We start from the raw sequence: 25,657 nt of genomic DNA on the forward strand, positions 1-25,657 counted from the left end.
ATACTATGTCAGCCTGATGCAAAGGCAACACCTGTCGCTTAAGCCTGTCGATTAATTAAGACAATTGGTGAACTTATTGAGAACCAAACGGCTCTTACAGGCCCTTGAATACATTTTCATCGTGATGATCCTCGCCGGATGCTCCGGGCTCGCGCCGGAAAAGGACCCCTATACCCTTACCGCCCACATGGGGGCGGAGCCGGGCACCCTGAACCCGATCACAGCCACAGATTCCTACGCCCACGCCATCAATCTGAAGATTTACGAGACCCTGGTTGACCGCGATTACGACACCCTGGAAGTCAAGCCGATGCTGGCGGAGCGGTGGCAAATCTCGCCGGATCACCTGAAGTTCCGCTTTTACCTGAAAAAGGGGATTGTCTGGAGTGACGGGGCCGCGTTCACGGCGGACGACGTGGTGTATTCATACAACAGGATCATGGACCCGAAGGTCTCCAGCTCCCAGCTCAAGGTCTATTACATTGACATCAAGAGCTGTAAAAAGATCGATCCATATACCGTGGAGTTCATATACTCCAGGCCCTATTACCTGGCCCTCATTTTCTGCGGCGGCATGCCCATCGTGCCGAAGCATATTTTCGATAACGGCGCTGATTTCAATACCCATAAGAACAACCGCTTTCCAGTCGGGACCGGGCCTTTCAGGTTCGAGCGGTGGGACACCGGAAAGAACATCATCCTCGTCCGCAACGAGCGTTACCGCGGCCCGAAGCCCGAGATCCGCAGGGTGGTTTACAAGATCATAGCCGAAGGGAGCGTCGCCCTGCAGATGCTCAAGAAGGGCGAGATCGACCTCATGGGCGTCCGCGACATCGAGTGGGTGCGCCAGACCAATTCGAAAAAGTTTACTGATAATTTCTACAAGCTGAAATATTTTATGCCCACCTTCAGCTATATCGGATGGAACTCGCAGAGGCCCTTCTTCAGCGACCGGAGGGTCCGCCTGGCCATGACGCACCTCATAAACCGGAAGGAGATACTGGACAAGCTCCTCTTCGGGCTGGGCGAGATCGTCACCGGTCCCTTCTACATTTTCGGGAAGGCCAATGACCCGGCCATCAGGCCGTGGCCCTACGATCCTGAGCGGGCCAAGGCTCTGCTGAAAGAGGCCGGCTGGATCGACCATGACGGCGACGGCATCCTCGACAGGGACGGGAAGAAGTTCTCCTTCACCTTCACCATATCGTCGGGGAGCAAGTTCACGGAGCGCCTGGTGAGCATCCTGAAGGAAGACTTCGCCAGGGCCGGTATCGACATGGACATCAACCGGTACGAATGGGCCGTGTATCTCGACAAGATCCAGAGCAGGAATTTCGACGCCACTTCCCTCGGCTGGTCCGATCCCGATTTCCAGGACGATCCGTACCAGATCTGGCACTCTTCCCAGATAAAGGGCGGGTCCAACTATATCGGGTTCAGCAACAGGGAAGCGGACCTGATCATAGAAAAGGCGCGCGTGGAATTCGATGAAGGCAGGCGTAACAGGATGTACCACCGGTTCCACCGGATACTCCACGATGAACAGCCGTACACCTTCATGTACACCGGCCCCGCCCTGGCGGTGGTGAGCAGGCGCTTTACCAACGTGAAGGTGCATACACGGGGCTTGAATTACCTCGAATGGAAGGTGGGAAAACGGCAATGAAGAAATACCTGGTAAAAAGGATTCTCCTCATCGTTCCCACGCTCCTGGGGATCACCTTCATAACGTATATGATGATTCGCCTCGCGCCCGGCGATTACACGAAGCTCAAGATGGGCATGGAGGGCGCCCTGAAGGGCGGCTCCATCTCGAAGGAGATCCTGGAGCAGGAGAAGAAGCTCTACGGCCTTGACAAGCCGATCATCGTCGGGTACATCGACTGGCTCGCCAAGTCGGCGCGCCTCGATTTCGGCACCTCCCGCAAGGACGGGAGACCGGTGTCGAAGCGCATCGCCGAGGCGCTCCCCATAACCCTGACGCTGAACATCATCTCGATGATCATCATCTATATCATCTCTATACCCATGGGCGTCTTTTCCGCCGTACGCAAGGACAGCGCCTTTGACCGGGGGTCGAGCCTTGTCCTGTTCATCCTCTACTCGCTGCCGACCTTCTGGGTCGGGCTTCTCCTGCTCCTCTACCTGGGGAGCGGCGAGTACCTGAACCTCTTTCCCCTGGGCGGGTTCCGCTCCGACTGGGCGGCCGAGGCGGGTTTCGTCACCCGTGTCCTCGACGTGGGATGGCACCTGGTGCTGCCGGTGGCGACCCTGACCTACGGCGGCTTCGCCTTCCTGGCGCGGTACACCAGGGCGAACATGCTGGAGGTGATCAACCAGCAGTACATCATGACGGCCCGGGCCAAGGGCCTGTCAGAAAAGAAGGTCATCTTCGTCCACGCTTTCAGAAATTCACTGATTCCCCTCATCACCCTGATGGCGACGCTACTCCCGGGGCTCCTGGGCGGGAGCGTTATCGTGGAATCGATCTTTTCCGTGCCGGGCATGGGGATGCTGGCCTTCGAGGCGATACTCTCCCGGGACATCCCGGTCATCATGGCCATCGAGACCATTGCCGCGCTCCTCACCCTGGCGGGCATACTCATCGCGGACCTGGCCTACGCCCTGGCGGACCCGCGGATCAGGCTGGAGGCGAAGATATGAGGCGCGGATACTGGGCACGGGTATGGAGGGAGTTCAGGAAGAACCGCCTCGCCTTCGGCGGGCTGATCTTCGTCGCCGTCCTGTTCTGCGTCGCCATCTTCGCGCCGCTCCTGGCGAACAGCAAACCCTACATCTACGCGGACAAGGGGCGCGTCTACTTCCCGATCCTTTTCAACTACCCGGAGCTCAAGGACGCGGATCTGCGCAAGGATACCTACGGTGGATTCAAGATCTTCCCGCCCATAGCCTATTCCTATTCCGAATACGACCTGAACAGCATCGTCATCGCCCCCTGCGCGAAGCACCTGATGGGGACCGACGAGCAGGGCAGGGACCTGACGGCGCGCATGATCCACGGGAGCAGGGTGTCCATATTCATCGGCTTCATCGCCGTGGCCATCTACGTGGCCATCGGCATAATCATCGGCGCCGTGGCCGGGTATTACGGCGGCTGGATCGACATAACCATATCGCGGCTGATCGAGATCATCATGTGCTTCCCGACCTTTTTCCTTATCCTTACCATCCTGGCCCTGGTGGGCCCCAACCTGGTGAACGTCATGGTGGTCATCGGCCTGACCAGCTGGCCGGGGATCGCGCGGATCGTCCGCGGCGAGTTCATGAAGCTCCGGGAAACCGATTTCGTCATCGCATCCCGCGCCGTGGGGGCTAGGGACGCGCGCATCATCCTGCGCCACATCCTTCCCAATTCACTGGCGCCGGTCCTGGTCTCGGCCACTTTCGGGATCGCTTCCACGATCCTCATCGAGTCGTCGTTGAGCTTCCTCGGCTTCGGGGTCCAACCGCCCACGCCAAGCTGGGGCGATATCCTCTCCCAGTCGCGGGACTTCATGGACTTCGCCTGGTGGCTGACGCTGATCCCCGGCTTCGCCATTTTCCTGACCATAACTGCCTACAACCTGGTGGGGGAGGGCCTGCAGGACGCAATAGACCCGAAGGCGATCAGCAAGTAAGGGAAACATTTATCAGCCGGGATGTATCATATTATTGATATTCCCCTCCCTTGATGGGAGGGGTAAGGGGAGGGTGAAAGATTTTAAGACGCGCGATAATTTCTGTTACACCCCCACCCCGACCCTCCCCCATTAAGGGGGAGGGAGTGCCGCAACCAGCACATTCATAAAGTTGATTTAAAAAATATAACGCGAGCTCAGCTCCCTATGAAAAAAGCATTAATATCAATCATATATGCCTCTCTTCTCGCAACAGCCTTCCCCTCCTGCGGCCTTTTTCCCCGCACCGCCACCATATCGGATTCGATGCCCCGGGAAACCGACGTGCCCGGCTGGACGGTGGAGCGCCAGTACCGCACCAGGAGCGCCAGGAAGATAGGGCAGTTCAGCGCCCTCTACGGGGAGCATAGACCGGCCGAGCTGGCCATTACGGAATACGCGCGCCTCTCGGATAAATCCATGACCGTCAGGGTCGAGATGATACGGCTCGGGTCGGTGCCGGATGCCTTCGGATTTTTCACCAGGGAGCGGGGCCTGGGCGGCTCCATTCGCTTCATCGACGACAACACCTATGTCTCGGAGCGGGGCCTTTTCTCCCGGATCGGCAATTATTACCTGAAAATAAGCCATGAAAACCTGGGCGAGCAGGAGGGAAACGCGGCGGAGCAGTTTCTCGGCGTGGTGCGGGAGAACCTGAAAAACCTGGCCGGCGACGAGCCCCTGCCTGAGCACATGCTCATCTTCGCGAACAGGCGCTCCACCAGGGAGATCATCTATTACAAGGGCGATGTTGACGGGATCCCCGGCCTGAAAGACGCGGTTGTGGCGCGGCGGTCCCTGGGCGCGAAAAAATACGACCTGGTATGGGCGATGGCGCCATCGGCCTATGACGCGGAGCAGGAATACCTCGACATATTGAAAAGAGGCGGCAGCGCCTATGTCCTGACCAGGATCGGGAAGCTCCAGCCAGCCATCAGGATCGTCAGCGAAACGGAATACGTCTATATCTGCCAGTATAAACAGTGGATATTTGGCGTCCTCAATGCCGATACTATGAAGGAGGGGAATCTCATTATCGGGTATATGCTGACGGAGATCAAGAACAGGGCCGGGAAATGAGATACGACGGGAGCGGCCGGTAACATGATCCGGCGGCGGTCGGGGGTGTCTTTTTTGTATTATATAATCGGCGATATCCATGGGTATTTCAAGCGCCTGGTCGGTATACTGGACCGGTTGATGAAACGCATACAGCCGACGGATACATTGCTGTTCCTGGGTGATTATATCGACCGGGGGCCCCAATCATACGAGGTGATAGATTTTCTCATTGAACTTTCACGGACCCCGACGCTCGACACGGTGTTCCTGAAGGGGAACCATGAAGACATGTTCCTAACCTATCTGCGGGGCGAAGACAGCGCCGGCGTGTATATCATAAACGGGGGGGACGCCACGATCAGGAGCTATATCGCCCACCGGGGCGTCTTCGAGCTGCCCAAGCACCACCGGGAGTTTTTCAACGGTCTCCGCCCTTATTACGAGGGGGAGGACTTCATCGCGGTCCACGCGGGGCTCAATCCCGATACGGACCGTCTCGAGGCGCAGGATGAATTCGACCTCCTCTGGATACGGGAAAAATTCTTCCGCAATGATAAGCGCTGGGATAAAACGGTGGTATTCGGCCATACGCCGGTGACGTATCTCTCCCGGGAGGGACCCATCTATGACGACCCCCGGCGCAATATAATAGGCATCGATTCGGGCGTGATATACGGCAACCCGCTGACCTGCCTGGTCTGGCCGACGCGGGAGATCATCAGGGGATGATGGGTGAATGCGGAGTAATATAGTATTCAGGATTTCTCCTCGTTTCACTCGTCGAAATGACATGATGTTGTCATTTCGAGCGAAGCGAGAAATCTTGATATGAAACTAAAATATTAAAGGAAAGCCAATGGCCTCGAAAAAATCAAAATATCTGCCGGCCGCTTTATTGACCGCGGCGCTCTGTGTCATGTGTGATCTCTCCGCTCAAACGGAATTCGGCATCACGGGAAGGATCGAGTCCATAGGGAAGATAAACAGCATCGTTATTCTCTTTAACGATCGGCCGACTGAAACGGCCTATTTCATGATAGAGGACAAGACGGTGTACGGATCGGTCGAGATATCGTCGGTCATGTATACCCGGAGCGGAAGCTACAAGTACCGCGCCATCGCCCGGTACACCCTGTCGAACAGGCAGTACGCCCGGCAGATCCGGGCCGGGGTTGATATCGCTCTTGTGAAGACCGGGAGCCGTCGCGAGAGCGATTATCCGGACGAGCCCGGCGTAGTGGAAAGGAATTACCGGCCCTCGATGGTTTCTTCCAAAGACGGCAGGCGGATGGTCCTTGTTCCGGAAGGTAAATTCATGTTCGGATCCAACCAGGGCGATCGGGACGAATCGCCGGAGCAGGCGCAATATCTCGATAATTATTACATTGATGCCTGCGAAGTCTCCAATGATGATTATCTCAAGTTCGTGGAGAACAGCAACGTCAAGCCGCCCCTCTCCTGGAACGGCGCCAGGTACCGGGACGGGGAGGGAAACCTCCCCGTGATGGTCACCTATTATGAGGCCGAAGCCTACGCGAAGTGGGCCGGAAAGCGCCTGCCCACGGAAGAGGAATGGGAAAAGGCCGCCCGCGGTCCGGGGAAAGCCGCCAAAGGCGAGGGCGGGAAAAACCTTGTCTATCCCTGGGGAAATAATTTCGATCCTGAAAAGGCCAACACCGCCGAATTCTGGGCTGATGAAAAAACCGGGGCCCACCTCAAGCTCCGCCATGGAATCTCGAATCGCGGATCGATGCCGGTGGGGGCCTTCGATCCCGAGGGATCCTCGCCCTTCGGCGTTCTTAACATGGCAGGCAACGCCAGGGAATGGACCTCCAGCTGGTACATGCCCTATGAGGGAAACCGGTCAAGGCAGGGAAAGGAATACAGGCGCTATGGGAAGCAATTCAAGGTGGTCCGGGGCGGTTCCTGGTATAGCCCCAGGTACCGGGTGCGCGTAACCGGCAGGGAGACCGGCGGAATGCCGAGCCTGCGCAGCGACAATCTTGCCGGTTTTCGCTGTGTCAAGGAAGTTGACGTAATTGACCTGGAAAGAGAATGAGGCGCCTGTATTTTGCTTGATTTTGTGGCAATGGTGCTGATTATTTCATATAAAAACGCCGGTTTTTTTCCGATACGTATACAAAAGGGGATGTCATGAAGTTTTTCCAATTTCTGGCGAAGAATATCACTTACACCTTCGCCCTTTCCGCCATTACCGTCGCGACCAGCTGGGTGCTGGGCGTGTTCGCCTTTTTCCTGGGCACGTCATTCATCATGATCTCCTATGAGAAGCTCACCCTGTTCTATATGAAATGGATGCCCGTGGCGGTGGCGATCCCCACGGTGCTGCACTGGTTTCTCTTCGGCATGCTTAACCCTCTCGGGATCCCGGCGTACATGGAACCCCTCAGGGCGGTCAACAGGGCTTACAAGAACAATCTCGACATACCGGAGGAAGACCTGGCAAAGGTGTACACTAACTTTTCCGATCTCCCCATGTACAATCTCCTGACATCGACAGTCCTTACGGCCGTGGCCGGGATCATCATACTCGCCCTGAGCTATTATGAATACCGGTTCGGGGTCGGTTATACGACCGCGGAATTCTTTGCCATGACAAAGGCGTCCGGGCTCACGGTCATCATCGTTATCATTCTGTACGGGATGTCAACGTACCTTTTCACCGAATCCCTGACAAACCCCGAGCGGACCGCCATATACAACAAGATCATGAGCGCCGGCGCGAGCGTAAAGCCGCGGGCCCTTATCGGCATCAGGCTCAAGTTCCTGTTCTTCGTATGGCTCATGGTCATCACGCTGCTGACCTTTGCCGCCCTGATGGAAAGGGTTCGCTTTTTCGAGGAATTCAGCATAGCGGTCATATTCGTATATTTCGGCATATCGATCCTGGCCAGCTTTTTCCTGATGCAGATCACCACCGGCTCCATCATGCGGATCCTGAACGACCTTATCCGCATGACCCGGACGATCGCGTCAGGCGGCACCGCCGGGTACGAGGTCCTATCGCTGGAGCGGGAATTTACCGCCATCCAGTTCGCCGTCATGGAAACGGCCCGGGAGATCGACGATTTCAGGCGCGACATCGAGGGGAAGGTCGCCAAGCGGACAGAGGAGCTCGAGGACGCGCTGACGAGCCTGCGGAGCAGGGACGAGCAGATCCAGAAGCAGCTGGACATGGCCAGCGTCATCCAGCGGAGCATCCTCCCCGGCAAGATAGACGACTGGAACGAGCTGAAGTTCGCGGTGCGTTACCTCGCCATGGAGAAGATCGGCGGCGACTTCTATGACGTGCACCTCCTGAGGGAGGACAAGATAGGCGTCATGATCGCCGACGTATCGGGCCACGGCATCCCGGCCGCCCTCGTCACCACCATGGCGAAGATGTCCTTCGGCAACGCGGGGGCGAAGTATGATTCCCCGAAAAAGATTTTCCAGGAAATGAACCAGAACATCCTTGACCACGTCAAGACCCAGGACTACATGACCTGCTTCATGCTGGCGGTCGACGACGATTATAACGTGGTATATTCAAACGCCAGCCACCAGAAGGCGATTCTCCTCAGGCATGATGGCGAGATCGAGCTCCTCGACACCAACGGCCTGTTCATCGGCGCCATAGAGGAGGCGCGGGAATCCTATGACGAAAAGAAGACGAAGCTCGAGTACGGCGACCGGATCATACTCTACACCGACGGTATCCCGGAGGCCATCAACGAGGAGCGCGTCGAGTACTCCAACAAGCGCCTTGAGGACGCGATCCGGATGCACCGGCACCTGCCCGCGGAGGATTTCGCCGAGGCGATCATCGGCGACGTGCGCCGGTACATGGGCAGCGCCCAGCTCGTCGACGACATCACCTTTCTGGTCCTGGAGCTTGCCCGGGACGAGGCCGTCGACATCATCAAGAATTCGAAGCGTCTCATCAACGCCCACCAGTACCAGGAGGCGAGCGAGGTCCTGGAGAAGGGCTTCAAGAAGTACCCTGAGAACCAGAAGATACTCTACAACCTCGCCAAGAACTATTTCCGGGTAAACAGCTTCCGCAAGGCCATTGACAGGATCCAGGCCTATATCGAGAACGACAAGATGAACAAGAACGCCTATTACATAGGAGGCGCCTCCTATTACCAGCTGGGCGACTTTGAAAACGCCATTACCTATTTTGATAAGGCCCTTGAGATCGATCCCGGTTTCGTGAACGCCCTCTTTGCCATGGGCATGGCCCTCAAAAAGAAAGGTGATGAGGACGGCGCCGTGACGCTCTTCGAAAAGGTCATTAATATTGACCCGGACAACAAGATGGCCATGTTCGAGATACGGAGCATCACTGAGAAGAAGTAGCACCATTCCTTGATGCGCAGCGCCGGTTCAGGCGTACGCGCCAATATGGATTGCCATGGAAGCCCGCCTTAACAAGGCGGGTTTTTCATCGTGTTGTGATTATATGAAGCTATAAAACGCCGTGGAGAGCTTGGGTTAGGGCGGATCCGCCTACCGGCTTATTGCTCTGACCCCCTCTGTATGACCAATACCGATAACTATCGGTATATAGTGGGGTCAGAGCAATCATTCACATTGACCGATAACTATCTGCCCTCGGCGGGGTCAGAACCCATTCACCGATAACTATCGACCCCCGGCGGGGTCAGAGCACCCATTGACCGATAACTATCGGCGCACGCCTTTTTATATACATTTTGCCAAAAATCAATAAAAATATATCGAAATATAATAAAAATATATTGAAATTCAATAATTAATACTTGACTCTCAATATATTAATTATTACTATTGAACATGTTATAAAACATAATAATTAACTATATTTACCCCCGCCGCCGAAGGCGGCGGAAGTAAATATAAATAGTTTTGAACTAGTTTATAACTATTTATATAGCAAATTAAACAGGGAGAACTCAAATGAAATATTTTGGCGAGAAATCATTATCATCTTTCTTTAGCGGGTTCCTTAAAGTATGCTGGTATGTTGTCCTGGTGGGATCGATCATCGGGGCTGTGGCGGGGATAGTGTTTATTCTATACTCGTCTTTGGGAGACAAGTTTGGCATGGGAATCCCCCAATGCGCTCCCAATGATCTCGGGATGGATCCAAAGGAGAAGCAGGATTGGGAAACATTCAAAAACCTTCCTATTGCCATCAAATTCATAATCCTGCCCTATTGCGCGGTGGTCGTAGTGTTTCTTCTCAAGATCATCAAAAAGTCCCAGGAGGTCTTCACCAATTTCAAGAACGATATCGTGTTCAACAGGAGCAATGTGCTACTCATCTCGAAAATCAGCAAGCTCCTGATCGTTTTTTCGATAATCACATTCAGTTTCAACTCCCTGCTGGTAAGCGTGTTGCTCCTCGTGTTCTGCGAAGTCGTTAAAAGCGGAACGGCCCTCCAGGAAGAGCACGATCTGACGGTATAGGCAGGTTCCCATGAGCATTATCTTCAGACTGGACAGGGTCATGGCGGACCGTAAGATCTCCCTCAACGAGCTGGCGAAGCGGATTGACCTTACCGATTCCAACCTGTCGATACTCAAAACCGGAAAGGCCAGGGCCATACGAATCGTGACCCTGGACGCGATTTGCAGGGAGCTGGGCTGCCAGCCCGGAGACCTGCTGGAATACCGGCCCGGTGAAGGCAGCGACAGCGAGGAAAGTGATCAATGAAAGCGGTGCTATCAGTATTATAAATTGTGATTTACAGACAAATGGATGGTTGTTATGGATTCACCAGTGAATGATACCAGGAAAGTTTTTTCAAAAATGGGGTCCTGCTCCAGGACCTTCTGCTTTTTATTGAACCGCGAATTCGGCTGTCCCATGGAAGCCGAGGAGCGCGCGGCCGACCCCCTGGCCGGGGGCATCGTGATGCGGGGGCACCAGTGCGGCATGCTCTGGGGGTCCACGCTGGCCGCCGGGGCGGAGTCTTATCGGGCCCACAGTGATCGCGGCAGGGCCGTTGCTTCGGCCATTACCGCCGCCAGGTACCTCCGGGAAACCTACTCGCAGAGGGCGGGAAGCGTCAACTGCCGGGACGTGTGCGGCTACGATCTCACCAGGAGGCTTAATATGCTGAAGTTCATGGTGAAGTTCATTCTCCATATAAACAGGCACTGCTTCGATCTTGCGGAGCAATGGGCCCCGGAGGCGATGCGCGCCGCGGCGGAAGGAATATCCGGAAACCAGGAAGGCCTGTCACTGGAGCCGGTAAGCTGCGCTTCCGAGGTTGTGAAAAGAATGGGCGCCGGCGATATGGAGGCGGTCATGGTGGCCGGCCTGGCCGGCGGCCTTGGACTGGGAGGCCACGGATGCGGCGCCCTGGCAGCGGCCATATGGCTCAAGTGCCTCCGCTGGTGCCGGGAGCATCCGGGAAAATCCGCCTATGGCAACCCGGAGGCCGATCGCGTTCTCAAGGTGTTCACCGACGCCGTGGGCGAGGAGCTGCGCTGTGAAAAGCTCGTCGGCCGGCGTTTCACGTCCATAGATGATCACACTGAATTCATACAGAAGGGCGGGTGCGCAAAGATCATAGACGCGCTGGCGAGATCATAGGCGGCAGTGTCATTGAGGACACCGGGTAAAATTTATTGATACAGGGGCTGAATCATGGTTGTAGATAAAATTGAGAACAGCAAGCTCTATGCCTGCCTCGGCGCGGGGATTGAAAAGGCATTGAACTACATTGCGGATACCGACTTTGCCATCCTCAAGCCCGGGCGCTATGAATTGGATGGAGACGACATCTATGCGATTGTGAGCGATTATGTGACGAAGGACAGAAACGAATGCAGGCTTGAAGCGCACAGGAAATACATAGACGTCCAGTATGTCGCGGCCGGAAGCGAGATCGCCGGCTATGCGCCGCTGGGCGGCCAGGCCCCATTGACCGGCTATGACGATTCAAAGGACTGCGTCTTTTACGGGGGCGACGCTTCATTCATCCGGTTGGGCGAGGGAACATTCGCGATATTTTTCCCAGACGATCTCCACATGCCCGGTACGGGCGTCAGCCCCTCGCCCGTGCGGAAGGTTGTCGTAAAGGTGAAAATCTGAGTTCATTCCCGGGTTGAAAAATTTTCTTGCCCTGGCAGGTCGATCCACCCTATCTTGTCATTGATGGAAAAAAAATTTATAAAGAGCTGTACCCTGGACGAGCTGGAGGAGTACTTCCGCTCCATCGGCGAGAAGCCGTACCGGGCGAAGCAGATACTGATGTGGCTCTACGAGAAGAATATCGACTCCTTTGATGCCATGACCAACGTGTCCCGGGAGCTCCGGGCCCGCCTCGATGAAGACTTTTCCGTGAACGCCCTTTCCCTGGAGGAGCGGCTGGTTTCCCGGATAGACGGATCGGAGAAGTATCTCTTCAAGACGGGCGACGGCAATTTTATCGAAAGCGTGCTGATCAGGAGCGACGACTCGGAAGAGGGGCGGGTAACGGTGTGCATTTCCAGCCAGGTGGGGTGCGCAATGGGGTGCCGCTTCTGCGAGACCGCCAGGCTCGGCTTTATCCGCAGCCTTGAAACGGGGGAGATCCTCGACCAGCTCTGCCAGATCCGTAGGGTCTCGGGCCTGAGGAACAACAACGTGGTGTTCATGGGCATGGGGGAGCCCTTCATGAATTACGACAACGTGATCCGGGCCGCGGAGATCATGAACTACAGCTTCGGCTTCCACGTATCGGTCCGGAAGATCACCATCTCCACCTCGGGGGTGCGCGCCGGGATCGAACGCTTCATCGACGAGGAGCGGCCCTACAACCTGGCCATATCCCTCAACGATACCCTGCCTGAAAAAAGGGAGCGGATCATGCCGGTGGAGCGCTCCAATCCCTTCGAGGAGATATCCCGCATGCTGAACGAGAAGTTCCCGGCCTCGCGGAACAGGCTCACCGTGGTCTACGTGATGCGCGGCGACAATATCTCCCCGGAAGACGCGAAGCGCCTCAAGAAGATGTTCAGGTACAACCGGATCAAGCTGAACCTCATCCCCCTGAACGAGGGGGGCCACGGCTACGACCCGCCTTCCGAGGAGCAGGTCAGGCGCTTCGTCCATGAGCTGGAGATCATGAACGTGCCCATCACGGTGCGCAAGAGCTTCGGCCGGGACATCAGCGGCGCCTGCGGCCAGCTCTCGGGGAAGCGCTACGCCGCGGGGGGCTGCGATATGGGGGAACTGCCGTAGGAATGTATTTGACTTTTAGCGGGATGATTTTATAGAATAACTGAAATGACCCCCCTGCCATTGCCTGAACGGGGGGTCTATTATTGGCTGATTGCGGGCCTTTGGCCGCGCGAGGATATTGCACATGGGCGGAATCAACTGGGGAAGGGCGGCGGGCACGGCCGCTGAAATCGCGAAGAAGGCAGTCGCCTGGATCGCCGCGCACAAGAAGATCGTTTTTATATATGTGCCGGCGGGGCTGGCAATAGCCCTGTCCGCCTATGTCACGGTGATATTCTTCATGTGGCAGGGCGACCGCGACGCCGCCCTCAAGAAGCTGACCAAGTACAAGCAGCTGATCGACCGGACCGAGGAGCTCCGCAAGGGGTATTCCTACAACTACAGCGACGTGGACCTGAAGGCCAAGGTGGTCGATATCCCCACGCGCATCTACGATCGTAACGATGAGATCATCGGCGAATTTTTCGAGCAGAAGCGGGAGATCGTGCCCTACGATCACATTCCCCAGTGGCTGGTGAAGGCGGTCATCGCCAGCGAGGACCGCGATTTTTATCAGCATCGCGGGATAAACTACCGGGGCATTCTCCGCGCGGTCCTCGTCAACATGGTCCACTTCCGGGTCGTCCAGGGAGGGAGCACCATCACCCAGCAGCTGGCGAAGGTCCTCTTCACCGACATGGAGCGCAACCTGAAGCGGAAGATATACGAGGCCTTCTGCGCCCGCGAGATCGAGAAGCGCTACGACAAGCAGGACATACTGTCCATGTACCTGAACCTCATCTATTTCGGCAACGGCGCCTACGGGGTCGAGTCCGCCTCCAAGATGTTTTTCGGCGCCTCCGTGAAGGAGCTTTCCATCGCGGAATGCGCCATGATCGTCGCCACCATATCCAATCCCAAGATATATTCGCCCATCTCCGACATCGACGTGTCCCTGCGCAAGACGAAGAGGATACTGGAGTCCATGTCCGACGCCGGGTACCTTAAGGGCAGGGACACCGGGCGCATCTTCCGGATGTTCCTCCGGAAGTGGGAGGTCGTGTACGATGAGAAGGGGAAGGCCTCGTCCTCCCTCATCGGGAATTTCATATTCAGCTCCTACCGGGTCAACCGCGCCCCCTTCTTCAATGAGAGCATACGCCGTGTCCTGGTCGACAAGTTCGGCGAGGAGGCGGTGAAGAGGGGCGGCCTGAAGGTCTACACCACCATCGACGCGGAGAAGCAGGACGCCGCCACCGCGGCCCTCAGGGCGGGAATCATGCGCCAGAGGGAATTCCACCTGAAGCTGGCGGGGCGCACAAGGGACAAGCTCAAGGCCGACGCGGAGATGAAAAAGGCCCAGAACATCGAGGGGGCCCTGATCTCCATAGACCCGGTCACCGGGGAGATGCTCGCCTACGTGGGCGGCTATGAATTTTCCTCGAAGAACCAGAACGACCATGTGGCCCAGATCAGGCGGCAGCCGGGATCGTCTTTTAAGCCGGTGGTCTACGCCGCCGCCATGGAGGCGAAGGACATCACCCCATCGACCGTCATGGTCGACGAGAAAACGAAATTTTCCGGCGGATACGAGCCGCGCAACTACGACGGGAAATACCTGGGCGAAGTCATTATCCGCGAAGCCCTCAAAAAATCGATCAACGTGATCGCCGTCAAGGTCCTCGACAAGACCGGTTACGACGGCGTGTTCAAAATTCTGAAGAAGAGCCTCTACCTTGACGACGCGGAGCTGAAGGAGCGCTTCGGCAGGACACTTTCCCTGGCCCTGGGGACCTACGAGGTCTCGCCCCTGGAAAGCTGCGTGCTTCACTCCGTCATCGTCAACGGCGGGGAATACGTGCTTCCCTACGGCATACGGCAGGTAAAGGACTACAACGATAACGTTGTCTGGAACAATGAGGAGGAGATCCGCAAGGCCGCCGAGGAGCGGAAGAAAGAGACCGGCTCGATCATAGACCCCGCGGCCTGCGCGATCACCGTAGCGATGCTGAAAAGCGTCTTCGACGAGGGAGGCACCGCCGCCGGGGCCTTCAAGGGAAGCAGGATAGATTTCCCCGTGGCCGGAAAGACGGGCACCTCCGCCAATTACAACGACGCCTGGTTCGTCGGGTATGCGTCGAACCTTGTTACTTCAGTATGGATAGGCAATAAGGAGGGAGCCATCTCCCTCGGATGGGGCAGGGCCGGCGGGGCCGTGGCCGCCCCGGTCTGGGTTGAATACATCTCCTCCATTTTCCGCGGCGACCGGCCCCCTGACTTCAAGAAGCCGGAGCAGGGACTGTCCATGGAGACGATCTGCCTCGATTCGGGAGAGGTGGCCGGCAGGGACGGCGAGTGCCCCCGGGTCGCCCGCGACGTCCTCTTCTATTCCGGCACCGAGCCCGGCACCTTCTGCCGCCTCCATACCGGCAAGGAAAAGCCGAAGGAAGATGAAAAGGATAAAGAACACAAGGAAGGAACCAAATGAATTATCGTCCCGCGCTCTGCGCGCTCCTCATCATGATGGCCCTGTCATTCGTATCGTTCCGGTGGCCCGTCAATAACGGCACCGTAACATCGACCTTCTGCGAGTCGCGGTGGGACCACTTCCATGACGGCATTGACATGACTTCCCCGGACGACAAGATCTATCCCGTGGAACCGGGCACCCTGGTGTTCTACTGGGACAAGGCCCTGTTTCCCCTCGATAATTATCCCGGCGGCGGCAATTACAAGGTTCTCAGGCACCGCAACGGCATGTATTCCATCTACATGCACCTCGAGAACGGACTGACGGCGAAAAAAACGTACGCGAAGGACGACACCGTGGGCTTGATGGGGAACACCGGCCACTCCATGAACAAGCATATCCATTTTTCCCTCCTGCAGGCGGGACGGCGCGTCTCCGTCAACCCCATAAAGATGCTCCCCGCCCGGGAGGACACCAAGGCCCCGGTGGTCTCGGATATCGCCTTCCACATCGGCGACAAGATCATCATCGTGCGGGACAAGTCCAGCATCAGGCTCACCAGGCATTATCCCCTGCTGGTGAAGATCACCGACGCCATGACGGGGCGCGAGAACCTGGGGATATACCGCATCGTCGTCGAGTTCAACGGGAAGAAGGCCCTCGACAAGAAGTTCGACGCCATCGGAGTCGCCAAGGGAAGGCTCGCCGTGGACGGCAGGAAGTTCGAGAGCCTTTTTGACCCGAAGGGCTATTACAAGATCGAGGGACTGACCTACGCCGGAGGCGAGAACACGGTCAAGGTCACGGCGTCGGATTTCGCCGGAAACACGGCCGAGAAGGAATACACGTTCACCGTGAAGCTCGATATCAGCCAAGAGTGATGGACCAGATCTACCTGGAAATCGGCACCCTCATCGTCTGCCTCGTGCTGTCCGCCTTTTTTTCCGGGTCGGAGAGCGCCCTGTTTTCCCTCAAAAAATCGGATCTCCACCGCTTTGCCCATTCCTCCCTGAAAAGGGAAAAGGCCATTTCCCTCTTCATGAAGGACCCGCAGAAGATCCTGATCACGCTGCTGGCCGGGAACCTCTTCGTCAACCTGGTGGTGTCGACGCTGACGACAAGCATACTCCTGCAGGTGTGGCGGAAGTGGGGGGACGTGATCTCCATCGCCATTATAACCCCCCTCATTGTCATTTTCTGCGAAATATCGCCCAAGATCATCGCCATCAATTCCTATGAAAAGACTTCCAAGAAGGTCCTCCCCCTGCTCAGGTTCTTTCATTTGGCGCTCACGCCGGTGCGGGCCTTCCTGCTCCTTTTCACCAACGCCATGATCAAGATGCTGAACCTGAAGCTGACCCACAAGATGATCACCCGGGACGAGCTTAAGCTGGCGGTTAAGCTGGGCGAGCAGCAGGGGGTCATCGGCAAGGACGAGGGGGCCTTCATCCAGAACGTGATCCGGTTTTCCAAGAAGGACGCCGCCAACATCATGTTTCCCCGCAGCAGCGCCGTCTTTCTTCCCTACGGCACCTCCATCGAGGACGCCATGAAGGCCTTTATCGAGTCGGGGGTGATCCGGATCCCGGTGTACAAAAACGACATTGACCACGTCATCGGCATGGTCGATTCGAGGGAGCTGATCCCCTATCACCTGGGCTTCAAAAAGGCGCGGAACATCAACCGCTTCGTTCAGGAGATCAGGTTCTTTCCCGCGTCCCGGGACCTCCATGACCTGCTGAACGATTTTCTCGCCGGCGGCATCCAGATCGCCATCGTGGTGGACGAGTACGGCGGCACCGCCGGCGTGGTGACGCTGAACAAGCTCCTTTCGGAGCTGATGGGCCGCGACATGACCAAGTGGGAGGACGATTCCCGGAGCGATATAAAGAGGATCGATGACCACACCTCCGTTATATCCGGGGAGATGCAGATAGACGACTTCAACGCCGCCTTCGGCGAGTCCCTGGAGAGCCAAAACGCCGACACCATCGGCGGCTACATCATCGAGCAGCTTTCCTACATCCCGAAGCGGGGCGATATCATCAGGATCGGCGCCTATGTCCTGCGCATACGCCATATCAGGAAGAACAAGATCGAGACCGTCGAGGTCATTCAGCCGGTGGAAGGGGGTGAATTGCTGTCATGATAGTTATCCTGGCCCAATACCAGGCCTACATTGTCCTGATCGGCGTCATGATGTTCCTTTCCTTCTTCTTTTCCGGAACGGAAACGGCGCTGCTCACCTCCAACAGGTTCTACCTGGAATCGCTCTCCAAGACCGGCAACCGCAGGGCCAGGCTGTCGCTCTCGATCATCGACAGGATCGAGGACGCCATGGGCATGATCCTCATCGGCAACAACGTGGTCAACATCTCGGCCGCCGCCTTCATAACCTACATTGCCACAACCGCTTTCATGCTCGATGAGCTGGCCCTGCTTATCGTCACGGCCGTCCAGACGATGTTCTTTCTGGTCATCTGCGAGGTGACGCCGAAAGTCATGGCCCGCGCGAGGGCCGACGCGTTCCTGATGTTTTTTTCCTATCCTATAATGATCCTTATCGTCATCATGAGGCCGGCGGTGCGGTTCTCCCTCCTCTTTTCGAGGGCGCTGAAACGACTGCTCGGCATTGCCGAGTCGGACCGGCGCAGCGTCAGGTCCCGCGAGGAGATCGATATCCTCTTCAAGATAGGGGAGGAGGAGGGGATTATAAACGAGGAACACCACGAGTACGTGGCCGAGATCCTCTCCTTCAGGGGCATGACCGCCCGGGAGATCATGACGCCGACCATCGATATCGTTTCGATCGATACGGGCGCTTCCATGAAGGAGCTTGCCGATCTCATCGTGCGCACCAGGTTCTCCCGTATCCCCGTGCACGGCGGCAGGGTGGACAACCTGGTGGGATACGTTTTTTACCGGGACATCCTGAAGCGCCGGAACGCCAGGAAAATACCGGACATCATGAACAGGGCCATCTATGTTCCCGCCACCAAGCGGATCGTGGACCTCTACGCCGAGATGGTGGAGCACCTGATCCCCCTTGTCTTTGTCGTGGACGAGCACGGCGCCGTGGTGGGGATGGTCACCCACGAGGATATAGCGGAGGAGGTCGTCGGCGAGATACAGACGCGGGACCAGTCGGAGGAGGAGCTCATCACGGAACTCGGCAGGGGGAAGTTCCTGCTGAGCGGGAAGATGGACATCGAGTATTTCATGCGGAGCTTCAATATCCATATCGACAAGAGGGGTTTCGAGACCCTGGCCGGCTTCGTCGAGTACCGCCTGGGCAGGATCCCGAAGAAGGGCGACCGCCTGGATCACGACAGGTACACCTTCATCATCGACGACGCGACGGAGCGCTCCGTCGAGAAGATCGTCGTGCAGTCGCTCAAGCAGAAAAAGAAAGAGGTCAGCGAACAACCATAGGGCCCATGTCCTCCCTGCCGCCCATGACATGGACGTGGAGGTGCCAGATGACCTGGCCGCCGGCCGTGCCATTGTTGATGATCACACGGTAGCCCTTCTCGTCGATACCCTTCAGCCGCGCCACTTCCTTCACGGCGAGAAAAAGATCCCCCATGATGGCGGCGTTCCCCTGGTTCAGCTCCTCGATCCGCTCGACATGCTGCTTGTGGATGACCAGGATGTGCACCGGCGCCTGTGGGTTGATGTCCTCGAAGGCGTAGACCCTGTCGTTCTCGAAGACTTTCTTTGACGGCGTGGCGCCGCTGATTATATTGCAGAAAAGACAGCCCATGTTTTTCTCCTTTTTTTGCGTTGTGTCCGCGCCGACCACGCCGACGCGTAGTCGCAATGTGAAGGGAAGAATTTGTAAAAGTCAAGGAGAAATCCCGTGAAGGCGGGGATGCGTATCCTCGCCTTCACGGGATGGCCAATTATTCATTATTCAATTCGTCAACCGCGGCGAGGATGTCGCTGTTTTCGGGAATGTCTGACATTGAATTTCCGTAATGCTTGTAGCGGATCATCCCCTTTTTATCGATAATTAGCTGGGCGGGCATCCGGCCGAGCTTGAGGATCTTTACCTGCTGTCCGTACAGCTTTGATACGCTGTGGTCCGGGTCCGCCAGGCCCGTGAAGGGCATGTCGTGCTCCTCCCACCATTCCGCGAAGGCCCGGGCGCTTTCCGGGCCGATGGCGATGACCTCGGCGCCCCTCTTGACGAACTCATCGTGTTCCCGGCGCAACTGCGCCATGTGCCTGCGGCAATAGGGTCAGGCAAAACCCCGGTTGAACACGAGGACGACGACCTTTCCCTTGTAGTCGGAAAGTCTCCTCATGACGCCATGGCTGTCCGCCAGCTCGAAATCCGGCGACGGTTGCGGCTCGAATCGCTCCATATCGCTCATAGACGCGTCCTCCCATGGAATGGATGATCTGATCGGATCCTGTTTCGTAAAGCTATCAATAGTGTACAACCGCTCCGCTGACAAGTCAAGCAGTAATGATGCCGGAGCAGAAGATTGACGGGCCGCCACCTTGCTTTACTTGTAAGACGCTTCAGACCCGCTAAAAGCGGGGCCGGGACCTTAATGTTATTGACAGGACACCGCCCCTGCGAAACCTGATTAAAAAAATGGTAAGATCCCACGCCGCCGGTCCATAGGGCAGGCGCGGCGCGGGGAGGATAGTCGGATGGAACAGGGCCATATCGTCGGCATCGGCACCGACATCGTGGATGTGTGGCGGCTGCGGCGCATGAGCGCCGATCAGCGGGAGAGCTTCAACCGGAAAAACCTCTCTCCCGATGAAATAGCCGTATTGCCCGATGAGAGCCCCGAGACCTTCATGGCCGGCCGGTACGCCGCAAAGGAGGCCCTCGCCAAGGCGCTGGGACACCGGGGCTTCAGCTTCGCCTCGGTGACGATCCTTAACGATGCCAACGGCAGGCCCTTCTTCGAGAATATCGAAAGGCTGGCCCGGAACAAGGACCTCAGGGAATCCTACGCGTATCACCTGTCCATAAGCCACAATGCGGACCACGCCGTGGCCTTCGTTATCATAGAGCGGATCGTCGAGAAAAGCAAATCCTCCTGGATATGACGGCTTATCCTCTGACCTTCCGCTCCAAGCCTCCTATTGCGGCGAATCATCTTCTAAATAATTGCCGCCTCCCCAATAACCGCCACCGTGCCGCTTTGTTCCTATCTCACCTGCAGGGTCAGTCCTGAAGAGAGCCAGGACCGTATGCCGCCCCGGAGCTCATAGATACGCGTAAATCCCAGGTCCTTCATGATATCGACAGCCCTGCCGGTGCGGTTGCCGCTGCGGCAGTAGACAAAATAGGTCCTGTTCCTGTCCAGGGCCTTGAGGCCTTCCCGAAAATCGGGTGAATGATAATCGAGGAGCACCGAGTTCGCAATATGTCCCTCACGGTATTCGCCCGGGGTGCGTATGTCCAGGATAACGAAGTTCCTGTTGCCGGCATTGGACCGGATCAGCTCGGAAGCCTCATTGGGTCCTATCTGCCGTATCGTTGCGGCTTCACCGGCTGAAAGACCGGCGCCGCCGAAGAGCATGGCTGCTGTCCCGATGATAGATGTTAGTGTATATAGTTTATTTTTCATGATGATATCCTTGTTTTTAAGATTATTCTAATATACTAAAATATTATGGGATCGTCAAGGCGCCGCGCGCCAATTCGGGAGGTATGGTACGGCAAGGCGGTGACAAGGTACGGTATTTGTCTCGAACAGTTTCCTAAAAAACTCCCTCCTTGGAGTTTTTTAGGGTCGGTTTTACGAAGTGAATTCGTACAACCTCACATTTTTCTCGGCCAATGCCTCGAAAAATGGCGATACATCCATGTATCGTTTAGCAGTTTGCTGTTTTTCAGCAAACTGCTAAGCATTGTCACGGAACGGCCGGCGCCAGCCGCCTTGACGGCGATGGCCCGAAAGTATGAACCGGGACGCGCCGGAGTAGGTCGCCACGTGCTTCTGCCTGAGGTAGTAATCCTCCCACACGATCCGTCCGCTGCTCGGGGTCAGGGTCAGGAGTATAAAATCATGAAATACACTTACTGTGTGCTTTTTCCCCATGTCATTGGCAAAGGCGGTAAAATTGAAGGGCTTCAGCTTTGTGGAGCCCTGTTAAACGGAATTCACCGAATTGACCGTCCTTCCGACGCAGCCGGCGCAGAAGGCGGCGACAAGCAGCACCGCGGCGCAGGCGGGCCTGTTTTTCAGTTTTGCATGTTCCGTCAGATTCATCATCGTAACCTCTTTATGAGCGGGTTTTATTAACTATTTCAAGATTTTAGTCCGTCTTTTTTTTATTCTGAATATGGATTCAATATTGCCCTGGCGGCCTCCGCAGCAGGCCGCCGCACCATGCCTACCGGATAATCCCGGTGGTGATAATTGATCTTGGCATATCCCCGGCGGCCACGGCTGTGCCGGCAGACAATGCCCCTGTTGATTGGTCTATGGTATAGACTGATATAGTATCAGAACTATAATTAGCCGTATAAGCGAATTTCCCCGGCTGATCGACGGTGATTGAATGTGGAGCTTTCCCGGGGGTCACGGCCGTCTCCGCAGTCAATGCACCTGTTGATTGGTTTATCGTATAGATTGATATTGTATCATCAGTACAGTTAACCGCATAGGCGAATTTCCCCGAAGGATCAACCGTAACTGAACCTGGTCCATCCCCGGCGGCCACGGCTGTGCCGGCAGTCAACGCCCCTGTTAACTGGTCTATAGTATAGACTGATATGGTATCAGAATTACTATTAGCCGCATAGGCGAATCTCCCCGACGGATCAACTGTGACTGACCATGGTTCATCCTCTGTGCTCACGGCTGTGCCGGCAGACAATGCCCCTGTTGATTGATTTATCGTATAGACTGATATGGTATCATCATAATAGTTAGCCGTATAGGCGAATCTCCCGGAGGGATCAACCGTGACTGAACATGGATATTTCCCGGCGGCCACAGCTGTACCCGCAGTCAATGCCCCTGTTGACTGGTTTATCGTATATACTGATACAGTACCAGAACCCAAATTAGTATTACCCACATAAGCGAATCTCCCGGAGGGATCCACGGTGACTGAAAATGGATTAGTCCCGGCGGGCAGGGCTGTGCCGGCAGTCAATGCCCCTGTTGATTGGTTTATAGTATAGACTGATACAGTACCAGTATTATAATTAACCGCATAGGCGAATCTCCCCAACGGATCAACCGTGACTGAATATGGTGCATCCCCGGCGGCCACGGCTGTGCCGGCAGTTAGTAACCCGGTTGACTGGTTTATCGTATAGACTGATATAGTATCAGAATTAGTATTCGCAGCATAGGCAAACTTCGGCACGTATTCCACGGCGCTGGTTCCGCCCACCATGATCATCCCTGCCGGTCCTGACCGGGCCGACACGGTGCCGGTCAGGGTCAGCTCGCCGGTAGCGGCATTTCTTGTATGAATTGAAATGGTGTTGGCGTCGGTATTGGCCGTGTACACGAACTTGCCCGAAGGGTCCGCGGCAATCCAATTTGGTTTGTCCCCGGTGTCCGGCTGGTTCACCAAAGTCAGGGCGCCGGTGCTCTGATTTACAGTGTAAATGGTAACCCTGTCGTTGTTCGCGTTCGCGACGTACACATAGGCCCCGGAAGGATCAAAGGCGAGGCCGTTGGGACCGTCACCGGCGTCAATCGGCGATCCCGCGAGGGGGGTCAACGTCCCGGCGCTTTTATTCACCGCGTACATCGAGACATTGTCCGAGCCGTTATTGGCGACATAGGCAAAAGAGCCGGACGGATGGATCGCCATGAGGCGGGGATTGGTGCCCGCGGCCACGGTGGAGCCCACCGGGGTCAGGGTCCCGTTGGCCTGGTTGATGGCGTACACGGATATGTCACCGGAGCCGGAATTGGTCGTGTAGGCGAAGGCGCCGTCAGGGCTGACCGTGACCGAGCTGGTCTGGGTGCCGGCGTCGGTGGTCGTATTCACGTAGGTGAGGGCGCCGGTGGTCTTGTTCACGGTATAGACCCTGATCGTGTGGGGAGTCAAATTCGCCACATAGGCGAAATTCCCCGAGGGATGGAATGCCATTGCCACGGGCTGGGAACCGGCGGCTGCGAGGGAGCCCGCGGTCTCAGTCAGCCTGCCGTTCTCCTGGTTTATGGCATAAATGGAAATGTTGTTCGATAAATAATTCGGGACATAGGCAAAGGCCTTGTCAGGGCTTATGACGATGCAGAAGGGGGCCGTTCCGGTGAGGGCGTAGCCGTTATGGCGCAGCTGCCCCGTTTCAGCGTTCACGGTGTACATGGATACCGTACCGTCCGAGTTGTTGGTCACATAGGCGAAGCGGGGCTTTACCGAGCCCGAGCCCAGGAGCCACAGAAGGGCCATCAGGCCTGACTTGTCGCTGCTTTTCTCTGTGCAGCCATTGCCGAGAGACAGGGCTATGGTAAGGATGGCGCCGATAACTATCGACGCACTGCGGCTTCTACGTTTCATGAAAGACCTCCGGTTATACATTTTCCATATTTGTTTACTAATCATACCACTTTCAGACATGCGGCATAGGCCCGCAGAGCCCCGCCGGTAATCCATGAACTCGGCGGCGGACCTTTTATGGCATGTCTTTTCTTTATCCTGCGGACGCCGCCGATGGCGGCGCCGTAAAAAGAAGGCTGGGCATACTTTGGCTTTAGCAGGCTCTCCTTGAGGCGATTCAATTTATGTAAATATACAGTTATGCAATCCGGTCGGCATCGTGGAAAACCCGTAGCCGGCCAGTTTTTCCTGTTCCTGTACTTTGGATTCAACGGGTGCCGGGTTGTCAAATAGATTTTATTTATTGACAGTGTCGGATTTGTGTTCAATTATCGATTGCTCCATGAAAAGAGTAAAAATTGCGGCAGATCATTTTTTTAAATGGGAACCTTGAGTATGAGCAACTATTTCAACTTCGGCCTTCCGGCGGTCCTTGCCGGCATGTGCGCCATATCATACGTATATTTCGGATTTTACCTGCTGCCCACGGCGGCGAAAGACCGGCGCTTTCGGCCCCTTGTGTATGTGTGCGCGCTCTCTTCAATCTGGAGCTTCTCCTACGTGATGTATTTTCTGAGCGCCGACGCTGAAACGAGGGACCTGTGGCAGAGATTCACCATCTCGGGGCTTCTGGTCCTGGCCTTCCTTCTATTGTTCTGGATCCGGTACACGGGCTTTATCCGCGACAAAAGAATGGCAACCCTTCTGTCCTGCGCGCTCCTGCTGCCGCCCCTGATCGGCGTGTATAAAAGCGTCGTGGATAATGCCGTCATCCGCGATTTCCCCGGCGGCTTCTGGTTCCTGTACATGGAAATCCAGACGACCCTTTATAATATCGCCTCAATCGTCTTGCTGACGGTTTATCATTTCCGGCAGAAAACCCGCAAGAGCAGGATGCAGGCGCTCATACTCTGCACGAGCGGATTCGTCCTGCCCCTCTTTTCCTGGATCGGCGATTATTATTTCGGCTTCAGGGGCACCAATAATATCATTCCCTTCTGGCTGCTCATCTGGATGGGGGCGCTGCTGTACACCATTAAAAAATACCGGTTCATTACCATTACGCCCGATTTTATTAGCGGGGACATAATTGAAAACATCGAAGAGGGGATCATCCTTCTCGACCGGAATTTCAGGGTCATTTTCAGAAACCGGTCTGTATTATCACTGGTTAACAGCAGTCCGGAGACTCAGCCCGGCTGGATGGATACCGTCGTTGAAAAGCGGGCCCTCAGGGCCGATTTTTTGAAATTGATGCAATCGGAATCCGATTCATTCAGGGCGCGGGTGAACGTCCTGCAGGACAATGCCGGGGAGAGAAAAATTCCCGTGGATCTGAAGGTAAAAAAGGTGGTCGATGCTTTTAAAGACGTATCGGGGTACCTGATAATTGTTTCGAGGGTAAAGGATCTCCACCATCTGAAAACCCTTCACGGAATAACCTCCCGGGAGCTAGATGTCATACGACAGCAGGCAACGGGGAAGTCAAACCGGGAAATCGCCCGATTTCTCAACGTGACGGAGCGGACCGTGGAGACCCACGTGACGAGCATTTACGCCAAGCTTGGCATAGGCAACCGGATCGAGCTTTGTATAAACCGGACAGATAGGTAACAGAATAAACCGGGCACATAGGTTACACATTATATTAGGGACATGGAGGAAAACCATGCCCTGGAGAATGGAGAAACCTATGGATCAAAAAATTAGAATGAT

General features: G+C 55.9%; 22 protein-coding genes. 18 read left to right on the forward strand and 4 right to left on the reverse strand.

The genetic code is table 11. From position 1 onward, the window contains the following. Nucleotides 1-76: 76 nt before the first annotated feature. The 16 genes from KA369_22720 (at nt 77) to KA369_22795 (ending at nt 18,838) form a co-directional block, all read left to right on the forward strand. Nucleotides 77-1,666: a peptide-binding protein gene (locus tag KA369_22720; GenBank protein ID MBP7738802.1), complete on the forward strand. Its 1,590-nt coding sequence runs from the start codon at nt 77-79 to the stop codon at nt 1,664-1,666. Further along, nucleotides 1,663-2,664: an ABC transporter permease gene (locus KA369_22725; GenBank protein MBP7738803.1), complete on the forward strand. Its 1,002-nt coding sequence runs from the start codon at nt 1,663-1,665 to the stop codon at nt 2,662-2,664. Before KA369_22720 ends, KA369_22725 begins: the two co-directional genes overlap by 4 nt. Continuing rightward, nucleotides 2,661-3,638 (forward strand): ABC transporter permease, encoded by a 978-nt coding sequence (locus KA369_22730; protein MBP7738804.1) that lies wholly within the window; start codon nt 2,661-2,663, stop codon nt 3,636-3,638. Before KA369_22725 ends, KA369_22730 begins: the two co-directional genes overlap by 4 nt. A 207-nt stretch (nt 3,639-3,845) precedes the next feature. Beyond that, nucleotides 3,846-4,757: a hypothetical protein gene (locus KA369_22735; GenBank protein MBP7738805.1), complete on the forward strand. Its 912-nt coding sequence runs from the start codon at nt 3,846-3,848 to the stop codon at nt 4,755-4,757. 24 nt (nt 4,758-4,781) lie between these two features. Then, nucleotides 4,782-5,468, forward strand: coding sequence for a serine/threonine protein phosphatase (locus KA369_22740; GenBank protein ID MBP7738806.1), 687 nt, complete (start codon nt 4,782-4,784; stop codon nt 5,466-5,468). 127 nt (nt 5,469-5,595) lie between these two features. Further along, nucleotides 5,596-6,798 (forward strand): SUMF1/EgtB/PvdO family nonheme iron enzyme, encoded by a 1,203-nt coding sequence (locus tag KA369_22745; GenBank protein MBP7738807.1) that lies wholly within the window; start codon nt 5,596-5,598, stop codon nt 6,796-6,798. A gap of 95 nt (nt 6,799-6,893) precedes the next feature. Then, entirely contained in the window at nt 6,894-9,101 is a 2,208-nt protein-coding gene (locus KA369_22750) for a SpoIIE family protein phosphatase (GenBank protein ID MBP7738808.1), read from the forward strand. A 579-nt stretch (nt 9,102-9,680) separates the two neighbouring features. Next, on the forward strand, nt 9,681-10,193 hold the full coding sequence (locus tag KA369_22755) for a hypothetical protein (protein MBP7738809.1): 513 nt from the start codon (nt 9,681-9,683) through the stop codon (nt 10,191-10,193). A gap of 10 nt (nt 10,194-10,203) precedes the next feature. Continuing rightward, nucleotides 10,204-10,440, forward strand: coding sequence for a helix-turn-helix transcriptional regulator (locus KA369_22760; protein ID MBP7738810.1), 237 nt, complete (start codon nt 10,204-10,206; stop codon nt 10,438-10,440). A 54-nt stretch (nt 10,441-10,494) separates the two neighbouring features. Next, nucleotides 10,495-11,325 carry a C_GCAxxG_C_C family protein gene (locus KA369_22765; protein MBP7738811.1) on the forward strand — a complete coding sequence of 277 codons (831 nt, stop codon included), beginning with the start codon at nt 10,495-10,497 and terminating at the stop codon, nt 11,323-11,325. Between the two features lie 54 nt (nt 11,326-11,379). Then, nucleotides 11,380-11,826, forward strand: a complete 447-nt coding sequence (locus KA369_22770; protein MBP7738812.1) for a YhcH/YjgK/YiaL family protein — start codon at nt 11,380-11,382, stop codon at nt 11,824-11,826. Nucleotides 11,827-11,889: 63 nt separating this feature from the next. Next, entirely contained in the window at nt 11,890-12,957 is a 1,068-nt protein-coding gene (rlmN, locus tag KA369_22775; GenBank protein MBP7738813.1) for a 23S rRNA (adenine(2503)-C(2))-methyltransferase RlmN, read from the forward strand. Nucleotides 12,958-13,081: 124 nt separating this feature from the next. Continuing rightward, nucleotides 13,082-15,424, forward strand: coding sequence for a PBP1A family penicillin-binding protein (locus tag KA369_22780; protein ID MBP7738814.1), 2,343 nt, complete (start codon nt 13,082-13,084; stop codon nt 15,422-15,424). After that, nucleotides 15,421-16,287: a M23 family metallopeptidase gene (locus tag KA369_22785; GenBank protein MBP7738815.1), complete on the forward strand. Its 867-nt coding sequence runs from the start codon at nt 15,421-15,423 to the stop codon at nt 16,285-16,287. Before KA369_22780 ends, KA369_22785 begins: the two co-directional genes overlap by 4 nt. Next, the gene (locus KA369_22790; GenBank protein MBP7738816.1) at nt 16,287-17,555 is read left to right on the forward strand and encodes an HlyC/CorC family transporter; all 1,269 of its coding nucleotides are present in this window, start codon (nt 16,287-16,289) and stop codon (nt 17,553-17,555) included. The genes KA369_22785 and KA369_22790 overlap by 1 nt, the downstream gene beginning before the upstream one ends. Further along, complete coding sequence (locus KA369_22795; protein MBP7738817.1) at nt 17,552-18,838, forward strand: HlyC/CorC family transporter; 1,287 nt, start codon at nt 17,552-17,554, stop codon at nt 18,836-18,838. Before KA369_22790 ends, KA369_22795 begins: the two co-directional genes overlap by 4 nt. On the opposite strand, the gene KA369_22800 is transcribed toward KA369_22795, so the two are convergent. Together KA369_22800 and KA369_22805 are read right to left on the reverse strand one after the other, a co-directional pair. Beyond that, nucleotides 18,822-19,169, reverse strand: coding sequence for a histidine triad nucleotide-binding protein (locus KA369_22800; protein ID MBP7738818.1), 348 nt, complete (start codon nt 19,167-19,169; stop codon nt 18,822-18,824). The two genes, KA369_22795 and KA369_22800, sit on opposite strands and share 17 nt — an antisense overlap. Nucleotides 19,170-19,308: 139 nt before the next feature. Continuing rightward, nucleotides 19,309-19,773 carry a redoxin domain-containing protein gene (locus tag KA369_22805; protein MBP7738819.1) on the reverse strand — a complete coding sequence of 155 codons (465 nt, stop codon included), beginning with the start codon at nt 19,771-19,773 and terminating at the stop codon, nt 19,309-19,311. A 295-nt stretch (nt 19,774-20,068) separates the two neighbouring features. Here KA369_22805 and acpS point away from each other — a divergent pair, with 295 nt between their 5' ends. Next, nucleotides 20,069-20,476, forward strand: coding sequence for a holo-ACP synthase (acpS, locus tag KA369_22810; GenBank protein MBP7738820.1), 408 nt, complete (start codon nt 20,069-20,071; stop codon nt 20,474-20,476). 101 nt (nt 20,477-20,577) lie between these two features. Here the strand turns inward: acpS and KA369_22815 are convergent, their stop codons facing one another. Together KA369_22815 and KA369_22820 are read right to left on the reverse strand one after the other, a co-directional pair. Next, the gene (locus KA369_22815; protein MBP7738821.1) at nt 20,578-21,000 is read right to left on the reverse strand and encodes a rhodanese-like domain-containing protein; all 423 of its coding nucleotides are present in this window, start codon (nt 20,998-21,000) and stop codon (nt 20,578-20,580) included. A 769-nt stretch (nt 21,001-21,769) separates the two neighbouring features. After that, a complete protein-coding gene (locus KA369_22820) occupies nt 21,770-23,902 on the reverse strand; it encodes a beta-propeller fold lactonase family protein (protein ID MBP7738822.1) in 2,133 nt (710 codons plus the stop codon). A gap of 435 nt (nt 23,903-24,337) precedes the next feature. On the opposite strand from KA369_22820, the gene KA369_22825 reads away from it, so the two are divergent. Further along, a complete protein-coding gene (locus KA369_22825) occupies nt 24,338-25,555 on the forward strand; it encodes a hypothetical protein (GenBank protein MBP7738823.1) in 1,218 nt (405 codons plus the stop codon). Nucleotides 25,556-25,657 lie beyond the last annotated feature (102 nt).

The sequence above is a fragment of the Spirochaetota bacterium genome (assembly GCA_017999915.1).
GTDB lineage: Bacteria > Spirochaetota > UBA4802 > UBA4802 > UBA5550 > RBG-16-49-21.